This window comes from Tsukamurella pseudospumae (genome assembly GCF_001575195.1).
GTDB lineage: Bacteria > Actinomycetota > Actinomycetes > Mycobacteriales > Mycobacteriaceae > Tsukamurella > Tsukamurella pseudospumae.
Genome location: NZ_LSRF01000012.1, coordinates 149,649 through 162,600, shown reverse-complemented (window position 1 = coordinate 162,600; position 12,952 = coordinate 149,649). Strand labels below are relative to the sequence as shown.

Here is a 12,952-nt window from a genome sequence, read left to right as displayed (position 1 = left end):
GTCGGTCCGCCCGCGCCGCGGCGACCTCGCGCCAGAGGGCCGCGGCCTCATCGAGCAGCCGCTGCGCCTCGTCGGCGACCGTGCGGACCTGCGTGGCCACGGTCCCGTCGTCGAGGTCCCGGGCCTGCGCGGCGAGCCGGGCCGCCTCGGCGGGCCGGCCCCGGCGCAGTGCGGCGCGGGCCGCCCGCAGCGGCGCGTCCCACGCCCGATTCCCTCCCGCCGGAACCGGATTCGACGGTGCCGACGGTGCCGGCGGTTCCGGCGCGGGCCGCGGCGGGGTGGGCGCGGGGCGCGGCGGCGCGTGCCCGACCCCGCCGCCGTACTCGGCGGCCAGGTCGGCGAGCACCTTCTCGGAGGCCGCGCGGTCGAGACCCAGGCGCACGCCCTCGTCGGCGAGGAACTCGTAGTCGGGGCCGAGCAGCCTGTCCTCGATGAGGATCGCGGCGCGCACCTTGGGGCGCAGTGCGTCGGCGACGTCCTCGACCACGGCGCGCGCATAGGCATCGGCGAGGGGCCCGCCTGCCACGAGCACGTCGCGCACGTGCACCACCAGCTCGTCGAGTACGGCCCGCAGGCGGCCCGCGGGCAGTTCCCGCGCCCGCCCGTGCAGGACGTCGGCGCGTTCCCGGATCTCCACCACGTCGTGCGCGTCGGCGGGACCGAGGCCGAGGAGGGCGAACAGGGTGGGGACGAACTCGTCGCGCAGGCCGCTCCACTCCGCGAGCAGCGCGGTGATCTGCGCGCGGCGCTGCACGGTCAGGCCGGATGGCACCGGTGGTGCCGGGGCCGGCGTCGCGGGGTCGGGGAGCACGCGGTGCCGCCGCAGCCGCGCCGCGACCTCGCCCGCGCTCAGCCCGCCCAGCGCGCCGATCTCCTCCAGCCCGGGCACCTTCTCAGCGGGGACGCCGCCGTACCGCTCGACGAGCCGGGAGATCGCGGCGTCGAGGATCTCGTACCGGCCGGCGTCGCGCTGCTCCCGCGCCGCGCGGACCCGCTCGGCCTCGGCCCGACGGTCCGCCGCGCTCCGCAGCGGTGCGCTGCGCCGGTCGTGCTCGTCCACCAGCTGCGCGACGAGGGTGCGGTACTTGGGGTGGTCGCGCTGGCGCTGCCAGAAGCCCCACACCTCGTCGAGCCGGCCTGCGACCGCGGCGTCGGGCAGGTCGGCGGCACCGTCGAGCGGGAGGTCGTAGAGCTCGAAGGCGTCCGAACGGTCGGGACCGCCCCGCTTCGCGACCTCGGCCAGCACGCGCTTGCGGTAGCCGTTGGGGTCGAAGGGCTGCATCGACGACATCGTGGCTGCTCCCGTCAGTCGCGGCGGCGCGACCGCTGGACCTGGCCGAGTTCGCGCTCCACGTCGGCCTGGGAGAGCATCGCGCCGGTCTGCGCGGACAGTGTGAGCGGCATGTCCGCGTCCACGTGGTGCGCCGTCACGTGCAGCACCCCGTCGAAGCCCATCTCGAAGGTGATCCGCACCTCGCTCCCCGCCGGGTACCCGGGCGGGATGTCGCGGATCGTGCCCTCCACCAACAGTTTCGCATCGGACAGGCGCGGGGAGGCGACCTGGCCCTGCTGCTCGACGACGGTCACCTCGATCTGCCGCTGGTCCTCGCGCATCGTGCCGAAGGAGCGCCGCACCCGCACCGGCAGCATCTGGTTGCGCTCCACGAGCCACGTGACGCCCAGATCACCGCCGTCGCGCACCGCCAGCACGCCGAAGCCGCGGGAGACGACGGTGTCCACCTGGATCTCGAGCATCCGGCGCACCAGCGAGACGGGCTGCGCGAAGGACGTCGCGACGCGCGCGATCGAGTTCTCCAGCTCGATCGCCGAGGCGTGCAGCGGGGGAGCACCGTCGGGCAGCAGCCCGCGGGTCACCAGGTCGGCCGCGACCAGCCGCTCCATCTCGAGCTTCTCGCCGTACAGCGCGGCGCCGCGGGCTACCGCGAGGTCGGGGTCGTGCAGCGCGCCGTCGAGGCCGAGCTCGTCCCGCAGCGCGCGGGCCACCGCGGGCATCCGCGAGGATCCGCCCACCAACAGCAGACGGTCCACCTTCTGCACGCCGCGCTTCTGCGCCACCGCGAGGCAGTCGCGGGCCAGGCCGACGGTGCGCCGCAGCAGGGGCGCCGTCATCTCCTCCAGCTCGGCGCGGGTGAGCGGGACGACGGCGCGCGCACCGTCGTGCGAGACCACGACCTCCGTGCGATCGGCGAGCGTCAGCTCGTGCTTGGCCTGCTCCGCCGCCAGCAGCAGCGACTGCGAGCCCGCCGAGTCGTCGAGCGGGTCCTCCGCGTCGGGGTTCGCCTCGCAGAAGCGCTGCGACAGGTGCAGCGCGATCCGCTCGTCCCAGTCGGCGCCGCCGAGTTGGTGATCGCCCTCCACGGCCAGCACGGAGATCCGGCGGTCCGCGAGCTCGATGACGGTGGCGTCGAAGGTGCCGCCGCCCAGGTCGTAGACGAGCACCGTCTCCCGCGGCGCACCCTTGCCGAGGTCGAGGCCCCCGTCGAGGCGACCGAAGCCGTACGACAGCGCCGCGGCGATGGGCTCGGAGAGGACCCCCGCCACGTCGAAGCCCGCGTACGCGCCCGCCTGCATGGTGGCGCGCCGCTCCTCGTCGCCGAAGTACGCCGGCACGGTGATGACGACGCGGCGCACGGGCTCGCCGCCGCTGAACTCGACATCGCCCGCGAGACTCTTGAGGATCAGCGCCGAGACCGCCGGGGCCGACCAGGTGTCACCATGGGCGCGGAACCGCCACTGCGAGTCGCCCATCCGGCGCTTGACCAGGCTGCACACGTGCTCCGGGTCCAGTCGGGCCTGCCGCCGCGCGCCCTCGCCGACGAGGTGGTCGTAGGCGGACGCGAACAGCACCACCGACGGCACCGTCGTCTCGCCCCCGAGCCCCCTCATGATCTCCGGGCGACCGTCGACGCCGATGCGCGCGATCGCAGAATTGGTCGTGCCCAGGTCGATTCCGTAGACCCCCATGGCGGCATATTAGCAGCGCAGAGGGCGCGTAGGGTGGGCGAGCATGAGCACTGACGAGGCCGTCGACGGGCCTGCCGACGGGGCCGAGACCGCCGCCGGAGCCGCGGACGACCGGCTCGCCGAGCGCATCGAGGACCTGGCCCGGGTCCTGGCCCGGCAGGCGGGCACCGTCGAACGGCTCGCGGACGCCGAGCAGGCCCGCGCGACCCGGGACCGGCTCGGCGCGGACCTGCCGCTCGTGGTCGACCTGTTCGCGCTCCTCGGTGACGTGACGGCGTGCGCGCGGACCGCCGAGTCGGACCGCGAACGCGAGGCCTTCGAGGCCGTCGCCGGCCGCGTCGAGCGGTTGCTCGTCGGGAGGGGCGGCACTGTCGTCCAGCCACGGACGGGGGAGGCCTTCGACGCCGCGACGATGGAGGCGTCGGACACGGTGGACACCGCGGAGCCGGACGAGGACCGCACCGTCGCCGAGGTCATCGCGCCCGGGCTCGGCGTGCCCGGCCGCTCCGTACGCCCCGCCCGGGTCGTGGTGCGAGTATTGCGCTCACGATGATTCCAGGGGAACACCGCGCCGTCGCGCGGCGTTGCCGCTGTTCATGTCCTCCTCCACCTCCGCGGCACCCTCGCGGGTCCCCGCTCTGCTGAAGAACTTCGGCTTCCAGATCGTCGTCGGCCTGATCGCCGGCGTGCTGCTGGGCCTGCTCGCCCGCGGCATGGCGCCCGCCGCCGACGGCAACGTCAACTGGCTGATCGGCACCCTCAAGACCATCGGTTCCAGCTACGTCAAGCTGCTCACGGTGGCGGTCGTGCCGCTGGTGGTGACCGCCGTGATCGCGTCGATCGCGAACCTGCGCAACGTCACCAACGCGGCGCGGCTCGCGGGCAAGACGCTGCTGTGGTTCGCCATCACCGCCTTCATCTCGGTGATCATCGGCATCATCCTCGGCCTGGTGCTGCAGCCCGGCGCGCACACCACCGTGACCGGCGCGGGCAAGGCACCGTCGAGCACCGGTTCCTGGTGGGCCTTCCTGACCGGCCTGGTCCCGTCCAACTTCCTCGGCCTGCAGGCCAAGGCGTCCGACGGTTCCGTCTCGCTGAGCTTCAACGTGCTGCAGGTGCTCGTGGTCGCCGCTGCGATCGGCATCGCAGCGCTCAAGGTGGGCGACAAGGCCGCGCCCTTCATCACCTTCAACGCCTCGCTGCTGGCGATCGTCCAGAAGGTGCTGTGGTGGATCATCCGGCTCGCGCCGATCGGCACCGCGGCGCTCATCGGCACCGCGGTCGCGACCTACGGCTGGGACGCGATCGGCTCGCTCGGCGTGTTCACCGGGGCGATCTACCTGGGGCTGTTCATCGTCGGCTTCGTCGTGTACCCGCTGATCATCAAGGCGCACGGGCTCTCCGTGAAGCAGTTCTTCAGCGGCGTCTGGCCGGCAGCGCAGTTGGGCTTCGTCTCGCGCAGCTCGATCGGCACCCTGCCCGTCACGGAGCGGGTCACGGAGCGGAACCTGGGCGTCCCGCGCGAGTACGCGTCCTTCGCGGTGCCGCTCGGCGCCACCACGAAGATGGACGGATGCGCGGCGATCTACCCCGCGATCGCGGCGATCTTCGTCGCGCAGTTCTTCCACGTGCCGCTGGGGTTCACCGACTACCTGCTGATCATCATCGTCTCGGTGATCGGCTCCGCAGCCACCGCTGGCACCACCGGCGCGACGGTCATGCTGACGTTGACCCTGTCGACGCTCGGGCTGCCGCTCGCCGGCGTGGGCCTGCTGCTGGCCGTCGAGCCGATCGTCGACATGGGCCGCACCGCGCTCAACGTGACCGGCCAGGCGCTGATCCCGACCATCGTCGCGAAGCAGGAGGGCATCCTCGATCTCGACGCGTACAACGCGCCGCGCACGGACGTCTACGCGGACGAGTCCGCTGAAGAGTCCGCCGAATCCGATGCGGCGGAGCGGGTTCCCGCTACAGCGTGAGCACGGTCCGCCGGCCCGCGGTGTCCTGTCGCCAGATCTCGGCGACGGACGCTGCGGGCACGGCGGTGACGTCGATCTCGATCCCCAGCTCGACCACCGCCTCGAGGATCCTCGGCCGCTCCGCGATCACCTCGGCGGCCGTGAACGAGCCGAAACCGCTGCCCAGCAGCCGGATGTCGGTCGAGCGGAGGAGCGCCCCGGGCAGTGCGATCTCCGCGCCCGCCATCGTGCCGATCTGCACGAACTCGGCCGGCCCGCGCTTCTCCAGCGCCGCCAGCGTCAGCTCCGCCGGGCGGCCCCACAGGTAGTCGACCACCACATCGATCTTCTCCGCGCGCAGCGCCTCCGCGATCTCCGCCTCCGGTGCGCCGAGGTCGATCACCGCGTCGGCGCCCACGACCGCCAGCACCTCGGTGTTGCGGCCCGCCGCGATCACGCGCGCGCCCAGGTGGCGGGCGACGGCGACCGCGGGCCGCCCGGAGCCGCCCGTCGCGCCGAGGATCAGCACCGTCTGCCCCCGGCGGACGGTGGCGCGGACCGTCATCGCCATCCAGGACGACATGACCGCGTTCATCGCGGCGGCGGCCTGCAGATCGTCGAGCGCGTCCGGGACCTCGACGAGCGACTCCTCCGGGACCGCAACCGTCTGCGCCGCGGTGCCGGGCGCCGAGACGTAGACGCGTCGGCCGTCCTCGGTGACCCCCACCCCGTCGACCCCGATGACGAAACCCGGGCTCGCGGGCGAGGTGTAATGCCGGCCGTCGGCGACGCCCCGCGCCAGGTTGTGCAACGGGACGGCGCGCATGGCGACGGTGACGAGGCCGGGGCCGCCGGCCGGCTCGGGAGTGTCCGCCCAGATCGGGGTGTCGGCGTAGGTGGCGAGGGCGGCGTGCATGACGGTCTCCTTAACGGCGTTAAATTCGGATCGAGCTTAACACCGTTAAGGTGGGCGTGTGGGATTGAACCGGGCGGACGTGGTCACGGCGGCGCTGGCCGTCCTCGACGAGGTGGGCGTCGAGGGCCTCACGCTGCGCCGGATCGCCGACCGGCTCGAGGTCAAGGCACCCGCCCTCTACTGGCACGTCTCGTCCAAGGGCGACCTCGTCGACGAGATGGCCACCGAGCTCATGCGGCGCGCCTTGCCCGTCGGCCCGCCCGGCGCCGACTGGCGCGTCGAACTCCTCGACGGTGCCCGGCGGCTGCGGTCCGTCCTGCGCGCCCACACCGACGGCGCCCGGGTGTTCAGCGGGTCGAAGTTCACCGACGTCGCGGTCGTCCGTGCCGGCGAGCGGCCGCTGCGGCTGCTGGTCGACGCCGGATTCGCGGTGCGCGACGCCGCGCTCGCGATGTCCACGCTGCGCGACCTCGTCGTCGGTTTCGTCATCGAGGAGCAGGAGGTCTTCGGCCCCGACGGTGCGCCCCTGCCGGGCTACGACCCGGACGCCCGGGCCGATGCCATCGGCGCGGAGGACTACCCGCTCGCGGCGCAGGCGGGCCCGACGGCGTGGGGTCCGCCCGACGAGCGGTTCGAGGACGCCGTCCGATTCCTCCTCGACGGCCTCGCCGCGCGGCTACCCGGCTGAGGCCCACAGCGCACGCAGCGCGACGTTCACCGCGCCCGGGTGCTGCGTGTGCGGGTAGTACCCGGGGACGCGCAGTCGCCGGGCGCCGATCCGCGCCGCCACCGCGTCCGCGCAGGCCAGCAGCGGTTCTCCCGCGTACCTCCGGTACTGCTCGGGTGCGTCGTTCCAGGTGCCGGTGATGACGAGCGAGGGCCACGGCGCAGCGGCCAGGGGTGCCAACGGTGGGTCCGACTCCCACACCGGCCGCTCGCGCATCGACGTCCGGACCGCCCGGAGCCGCTCCGGCGTGGGCGTCGGCATCGTCATCCCCATCCCCGCCGTCGACAGGCGGAGGAACTCGGTGGGGTCGATCTCCGGGTGCGGCGGGTCGGCGGCCGCGCCGACTCGGGCCAGTAGGGCGCGCACCGCGGGATGGCCCGCGGCGGCCCGCAGTGCCGACGGTTGGATCAGCGCGAGCGAGCGGACGGCGTCCGGCCGCAGGGCCGCGGCCAGCATGGCGGCGAGGCCGCCGTTGGAGTGGCCGACGAGGTGCGCGCCGGTGGTCCGCGCGTCGAGGAGCGCGACGAGATCGTCTGCGTCGATGTCGATGTCGCTCCGCTCCGTGTCGGGCGAGAGTCCGTAGCCGCGCCGGTCCATCAGGAGCAGGGGCCGTTCGTCGGCCAAGGGGCGCTGCCCGGCGAAACCGTAGGCCGCGTCGTCGCCCCAGGTGAAGACGCCGTGCACGAAGATCGCGGGCGCGGCGTCCCGGCGGCGGGGATCGGCGGGCGACCACACGGTGACATGGACGGGCTCGCGCATGCGGCGTCTCCTCGGGTCGGTCAGCGCGACGGGATCGGCGCGAAGGGGGCGGGCGGACGACCGTGCCACAGCCTGCGCGACGGCTCCTCGGGATACGGCGCCGTCGTCGACGGGTCGTCGAGGAGGCGGGTGCTGCGGGTGTCGGCGTCGAAGCGCGGCCAGCCCGGATCGCCGGTGGCGCAGAACCGCGCCCACGCGCCGAGCAGTTCGTTCGACAGCTCGCGGACCGCGGGCGCGGGATGATCGCCGAAGAACATGCGGCCCGTCGGGCAGTCCGGCGTCCCGAAGGCGAGCGGGACGTCGATGCTGTGGCAGGCGCCGTACGTTTCGGTCTCCCACCGTATTTCGAACAGGAACGTGGTGCCGCGGGCCGCGGCGTTCGCCTCCGCGAGCAGTACCGACGGCATGCGGAAGGTGGCATCGGAGGAGACGATCTCCATCATCTGCTCCGCCGTCGCGTCCGGGTACGCGGCGCGGTAGTCGGCGGGGTCGCCGGGCGCGAAGGCCGCCAGCGCCCTGGCCGCATCGGCCTCGGTGAACGTGCCGCGCACGCCCATCATGACGCTGAACAGGCGGAACTCGTCGCGCATGTGCCCGGCGAGCAGGTCGATGCCCGCGGCGTTCCCGTCGGCCAAGGACTCCCACGGGGTCTGCGGCAGCAGGTCCCCGTCGATGACCGGGCAGACGACGATTCCCAACTGCGAGAGGCGGCCCCACCGTTCGCGGTGGGCCGGCGCATCGAGGCAGAGGGCCGTCACCGCGTCGGCCAGGCGCTGCGGCGCGACCTCGGCGAACCCGGCCGCGGTCGGTGCGACGCCGAGGCGCCCCGCGAGCGCGGAGGTGACCTCCTGCGCCAACTCCGGCGTGATGTGCAGGCCGGGAACCGAATGCGTGATGGCCCTGCGGAACAGTGGCCGGGCCCGGGGGATGGCGAGTAGCGCCGCGACCGAACCCGCGCCTCCCGAGGTACCGGCGATCGTGACCGTGTCGGGATCGCCGCCGAACGCGGCGATGTTGCGCCGGATCCACTCGAGTGCGGCGATCTGGTCCAGCAGTCCCCGGTTCGACGGTGCGCCGTCGAGCAGAGCGAAGCCCTCGGCGCCCATCCGGCACTGGACGCTCACGACGACGAGGCCCTCGGCCGCGAGCGCCGACGGATCGAACATGGGATCCGCCGCCGTCCCCGCCATGTATCCGCCGCAGCAGATCCACACCAGGACCGGCAGCCCGGACCGCGCGGGGTCGGGGGTGCACACGTTGACGGTGAGCCAGTTCGCGTCGTCCGAAGACTCCGCCTGCGGACCCGGCCCGGATTGTGGTGGCGGGGGACCGAAGTCGATCGCCGGCCGCACGCCGTCCCAGTGTGGAACGGGCTCCGGGGCGGCGAAGCGCAACGCGTGGACCGGCGGCTGCGCGTACGGGATGCCGCGGAAGGCCGCGGCGCCGGTGCGGTACCGGCCCTCGACGATGCCCTCCGTGGTGCGGACTCGGGGATGTTCGCGCATCTCGGTCGCCTCTCGTGTGGCGCGTCGCCCGGCCGCCGTTTTCAGCCGGTTGTATTATTTCGAGTGTATGGGAACGGTCAAGGGGGTGTGAGGTGCCGAAACAGGTCGATCACCGGGAGCGTCGCGAGGAGATCGCTCGCGCGCTGTGGCGCGTCGTGGACATCGCCGGCGTGCAGCGCCTGAGCCTGCGTGAGGTGGCGAAGGAGGCCGGGATGTCGCACGGCCAGCTGCAGCACTACTTCGCCTCGCGGCAGGAACTGCTCACCTTCGCGATGGACTTCGCCGCGGAGCGGAGCGCGGCGCGCGTGGCGGACGGGATGGCGCGCCTCGGCGCGGACCCGCACCCGCGCTACGTGCTGCGCCTGGTGCTCGTCGAGATGCTGCCGCTGCACCCGGATTCGCGGGCGACCAGCCGCATGAACGCCGCCTACGTGCTCGAGGCCCTGCACGACGAGGCGATCCGCGAACGGACCCGCGACGGGTTGTCGCGGGGGCGCGAGCAGGTCGAGGGGCTCGTCCGCGCCGCGATCGCCGACGGCCGGATCGCGGCGGACCGCGCACCGTCGACGGAGACGGACCGGCTGCTGGCGCTGACCGGCCTGACGCCCCTGCTGGAGCTGCGAGTCATCGAGCCCGACGACGCCCTCGCCGCGATCGATCGGCACCTCGAGGACCTGTTCACGACCTGACGGGTCGGCTCCCGGACGGGGCCGGACGGCACCGTCGACCTGCGGGTCCGTGACGATTTCGCAGGTCGATGCCGCGGGCGTACACTGGCGTTCGCACTCCGTCCAGATGGCGGAGTGACTACGCGTGTTCCCCCGGCGCCGCTCGCGGCGTGCCGTGCAGCGCGGTCTCCTTCGAAGAAGGAGTGCAGCGCGGCGGAACACCAGGACACCGCGCACCGTCCGGCCCGTTGAACTGCGGGAACCGGTCGTCGCGGCGTGTACAACTGCAACTACGAAAGAGGCATCATGGCTGTCGTAACCATGAAGCAGCTGCTGGACAGCGGCGCGCACTTCGGTCATCAGACCCGTCGGTGGAACCCGAAGATGAAGCGCTTCATCTTCACCGACCGCAACGGCATCTACATCATCGATCTGCAGCAGACGCTGACCTACATCGACAAGGCCTACGAGTTCGTCAAGGAGACGGTCGCCCACGGTGGCACCGTCCTCTTCGTCGGTACCAAGAAGCAGGCCCAGGAGTCGATCGCCGAAGAGGCCACCCGCGTCGGCATGCCCTACGTGAACCAGCGCTGGCTGGGCGGCATGCTCACCAACTTCCAGACGGTCCACAAGCGTCTTCAGCGCATGAAGGAGCTGGAGACCATGGAGCAGACCGGTGGCTTCGAGGGTCGCACCAAGAAGGAAATCCTCATGCTCACGCGTGAGAAGAACAAGCTCGAGCGCACCCTCGGCGGTATCCGCGACATGGCCAAGGTCCCCTCGGCGATCTGGGTCGTGGACACCAACAAGGAGCACATCGCCGTGGGCGAGGCCCGCAAGCTGGGCATCCCGGTCATCGCGATCCTCGACACCAACTGCGATCCCGACCTCGTCGACTACCCGATCCCGGGTAACGACGACGCGATCCGCTCCGCCGCGCTGCTGACCAAGGTCGTGGCCTCGGCCGTGGCCGAGGGCGTGCAGGCCCGTGCGGGCGTCGCCACCGGCGATGCCAAGCCCGAGGCCGGCGCCGGCGAGCCGCTCGCCGAGTGGGAGCAGGAGCTGCTCGAGTCGGCCACCGTCGCCGCCGAGGCCCCCGCTGCCGAGGCTGCGGCGACCGAGGCTCCGGCCGAGGCGACCGCCACCGAGACCCCGGCCGCCGAGTAACTGCGTCCGGTCGCTCTTCCCTACAACGCATAAGGAGCCGCATTAATGGCGAACTACACCGCCGCTGACGTCAAGCGTCTCCGCGACCTCACCGGGTCGGGGATGATGGACTGCAAGAACGCGCTCACCGAGACTGACGGCGATTTCGACAAGGCCGTCGAGGTGCTGCGCATCAAGGGCGCGAAGGACGTCGGCAAGCGTGCCGGTCGTTCCACCGCCGAGGGCCTTGTGGCCGCCAAGGACGGCGTGCTCATCGAGGTCAACTCCGAGACCGACTTCGTCGCGAAGAACGCGGAGTTCCAGGAGCTGGCCGATGCGATCGTCGCGGCTGCCGCCGCGTCGGACGCCGCCACCGTCGAGGCCGTTCTCGAGCTGCCGCTCGAGGGCGAGACCGTCGCGTCGCGCATCGAGGCCGCGTCGGCCAAGCTGGGCGAGAAGCTCGTGCTGCGTCGCATCGCGCGCTACGACGGCCCCACCGCCGTCTACCTGCACAAGCGCAGCTCGGACCTGCCGCCCGCCGTGGGCGTGCTGGTCTCGTTCGCGGGCGAGGGTGACACCGCTGCCGAGGCCGCTCGCGGCGCCGGCATGCAGGTCGCCGCGCTCAAGGCGAAGTACGCCAGCCGGGACGAGGTTCCCGCCGACGTGATCGCGAACGAGCGTCGCATCGCCGAGGAGACCGCGCGTGCCGAGGGCAAGCCGGAGCAGGCGCTGTCGAAGATCGTCGACGGCAAGACCGTGGCGTACTACAAGGACACCGTTCTGCCCGACCAGGCTTCGGTGACCGACAGCAAGAAGACCGTCCAGCAGGTGCTGGACGAGGCCGGTGCGAAGGTTCTCGCCTTCACCCGGTTCGAGGTCGGCCAGGAGTAACTCCTCCGTCCCTGCGCACGAGGCCCGCACCGATCCGTCGGTGCGGGCCTCGTCGTCTCTCCACCCCGCCCCCGATCCGTTCCGCCCCACCCGGAACGTCGCTGCCTCCCGCCGATCCGTCCGGTCCCCACCGGAACGCCGCGTGTTTCGGTGGGGCTGCGACGAATCGGGGGGAAGGGGCTGCCGGGCGTGCGGATTTCTTCAAGCCCGACGGTGCCCTCGGCTGCCAGTCTTGAGGGCATGAACAGCACACGTCAAGACACGAACATCTGGCCCGGACTGACCTACGACGATGCGCTCGCGGCGCGGGAGTGGTTGCGCCGCCTCGGCTTCGAGGAGGGGATCCTCGTCGAGGGCGACGCCGACGGTGAGGTCGTCCACTCCGAGATGCTGTGGCCCGACGGCGGCCGGGTCATGGTCCACTCCGCCTGCAAGCAGGACAAGACCTTCTCCGCTCCGACGGGCAGCGGCAGCCTGTACGTGGTGGTCGCCGACCCCGACGCCGTGTACGCCCGCGCGCAGGAGCTCGGCGCCCGCCTGGTGCGGGACATGGCCGAGGAGGACTATGGGTCGCGAGGCTTCTCCATCGCCGACCCGGAGGGCAACACGTGGAGTTTCGGTACCTACGCGGGGTGAGCGCGCCCGGGATCGCCCGTGCCGCGGCCTACGACATCACCGGCGTCCTCCCCGGGACGCACCTCGCCGTGCCCTCGCCGACGCTCACGATGATCATCGACCTCGGGCACGGCCTGGACCTCACCGGTCCGGGCCTGCCCGGGCTCACGACGTTCCGCCTGTGCCTCTCGGGCATGCACCCGACGCCCTACCTGGTCCACCACGACGGCCTGCAGCGCGGCGTCCAGGTGGACGTGCGGCCCAGCCTCGTGCGCGCCCTCACCGGCGCCCCAGCGGCCGAACTCGGGGGAGAGGCCGTCGAGCTCGACGACCTCCGCCCGGGGCTCGCAGCGGAGCTGTACGGCCGTGTCGCGGCGGCGCCCGAGGCGCACCGCGAGGCCGTCGCGGCGGCGGTGCTCGCCCGGCACGCGGTCTCCGACCACGAGGTGCAGCCGGACGCCGCCGCGGCGTGGACCTACCTCGCGGCCCGCGGCGGCGCGGTCACCGTCGCCGAGCTGGTCGAGCGGTCCGGCTGGTCGGCGCGCTACCTGGCGATGAAGTTCACCGCCGAGTTCGGCATGGGGATCAAGCAGGCGGCACGGCTGATGCGCTTCGACGCCGCGCGGCGCGAGCTCGAGGCGGGTGTCTCCGCGGCGGACGTCGCGGTGCGCCGCGGTTACGCGGACCAGGCGCACCTCAGTCGCGAGGTGCGCTCCTTCCTGGGCCTGTCACCGTCGGCCTACCTCGCGCGTCGACGGACCGAGTTCACGCCTGTGTAGTCT

At 72.7% G+C, this 12,952-nt stretch carries 12 protein-coding genes and 1 pseudogene; 8 read left to right on the top strand and 5 right to left on the bottom strand.

Translation table 11 applies throughout. From position 1 onward, the window contains the following. A pseudogene (locus AXK60_RS08650) lies at positions 1 to 1,282 on the bottom strand (Ig-like domain repeat protein); the annotation flags it as partial. A gap of 23 nt (positions 1,283 to 1,305) precedes the next feature. Next, positions 1,306 to 2,985: an Hsp70 family protein gene (locus AXK60_RS08645; protein WP_068570640.1), complete on the bottom strand. Its 1,680-nt coding sequence runs from the start codon at positions 2,983 to 2,985 to the stop codon at positions 1,306 to 1,308. A 43-nt stretch (positions 2,986 to 3,028) separates the two neighbouring features. On the opposite strand from AXK60_RS08645, the gene grpE reads away from it, so the two are divergent. Beyond that, positions 3,029 to 3,538, top strand: coding sequence for a nucleotide exchange factor GrpE (grpE, locus tag AXK60_RS08640; protein WP_068570639.1), 510 nt, complete (start codon positions 3,029 to 3,031; stop codon positions 3,536 to 3,538). A gap of 43 nt (positions 3,539 to 3,581) precedes the next feature. Next, complete coding sequence (locus tag AXK60_RS08635) at positions 3,582 to 4,964, top strand: dicarboxylate/amino acid:cation symporter (RefSeq protein ID WP_068570678.1); 1,383 nt, start codon at positions 3,582 to 3,584, stop codon at positions 4,962 to 4,964. Here the strand turns inward: AXK60_RS08635 and AXK60_RS08630 are convergent. Further along, positions 4,954 to 5,859, bottom strand: a complete 906-nt coding sequence (locus tag AXK60_RS08630; RefSeq protein WP_068570638.1) for a quinone oxidoreductase family protein — start codon at positions 5,857 to 5,859, stop codon at positions 4,954 to 4,956. The genes AXK60_RS08635 and AXK60_RS08630 overlap by 11 nt on opposite strands. A 58-nt stretch (positions 5,860 to 5,917) precedes the next feature. Between AXK60_RS08630 and AXK60_RS08625 the strand changes: the two genes are divergently transcribed. Further along, positions 5,918 to 6,547: a TetR/AcrR family transcriptional regulator C-terminal domain-containing protein gene (locus AXK60_RS08625; protein WP_068570637.1), complete on the top strand. Its 630-nt coding sequence runs from the start codon at positions 5,918 to 5,920 to the stop codon at positions 6,545 to 6,547. Here AXK60_RS08625 and AXK60_RS08620 read toward each other — a convergent pair. Together AXK60_RS08620 and AXK60_RS08615 are read right to left on the bottom strand one after the other, a co-directional pair. Then, positions 6,536 to 7,345: an alpha/beta hydrolase gene (locus AXK60_RS08620; RefSeq protein ID WP_068570676.1), complete on the bottom strand. Its 810-nt coding sequence runs from the start codon at positions 7,343 to 7,345 to the stop codon at positions 6,536 to 6,538. The two genes, AXK60_RS08625 and AXK60_RS08620, sit on opposite strands and share 12 nt — an antisense overlap. 20 nt (positions 7,346 to 7,365) lie before the next feature. Continuing rightward, complete coding sequence (locus tag AXK60_RS08615; RefSeq protein WP_068570636.1) at positions 7,366 to 8,850, bottom strand: carboxylesterase/lipase family protein; 1,485 nt, start codon at positions 8,848 to 8,850, stop codon at positions 7,366 to 7,368. A gap of 92 nt (positions 8,851 to 8,942) precedes the next feature. On the opposite strand from AXK60_RS08615, the gene AXK60_RS08610 reads away from it, so the two are divergent. The 5 genes from AXK60_RS08610 (at position 8,943) to AXK60_RS08590 (ending at position 12,949) form a co-directional block, all read left to right on the top strand. Continuing rightward, positions 8,943 to 9,539, top strand: a complete 597-nt coding sequence (locus AXK60_RS08610) for a TetR/AcrR family transcriptional regulator (protein ID WP_068570635.1) — start codon at positions 8,943 to 8,945, stop codon at positions 9,537 to 9,539. A 285-nt stretch (positions 9,540 to 9,824) separates the two neighbouring features. Further along, on the top strand, positions 9,825 to 10,685 hold the full coding sequence (rpsB, locus tag AXK60_RS08605; protein WP_068570634.1) for a 30S ribosomal protein S2: 861 nt from the start codon (positions 9,825 to 9,827) through the stop codon (positions 10,683 to 10,685). 45 nt (positions 10,686 to 10,730) lie between these two features. After that, on the top strand, positions 10,731 to 11,555 hold the full coding sequence (gene tsf, locus AXK60_RS08600; RefSeq protein WP_068570633.1) for a translation elongation factor Ts: 825 nt from the start codon (positions 10,731 to 10,733) through the stop codon (positions 11,553 to 11,555). Positions 11,556 to 11,795: 240 nt separating this feature from the next. Beyond that, on the top strand, positions 11,796 to 12,191 hold the full coding sequence (locus AXK60_RS08595) for a VOC family protein (RefSeq protein WP_068570632.1): 396 nt from the start codon (positions 11,796 to 11,798) through the stop codon (positions 12,189 to 12,191). Then, positions 12,188 to 12,949, top strand: a complete 762-nt coding sequence (locus AXK60_RS08590; protein WP_231855531.1) for a helix-turn-helix domain-containing protein — start codon at positions 12,188 to 12,190, stop codon at positions 12,947 to 12,949. The genes AXK60_RS08595 and AXK60_RS08590 overlap by 4 nt, the downstream gene beginning before the upstream one ends. Positions 12,950 to 12,952 lie beyond the last annotated feature (3 nt).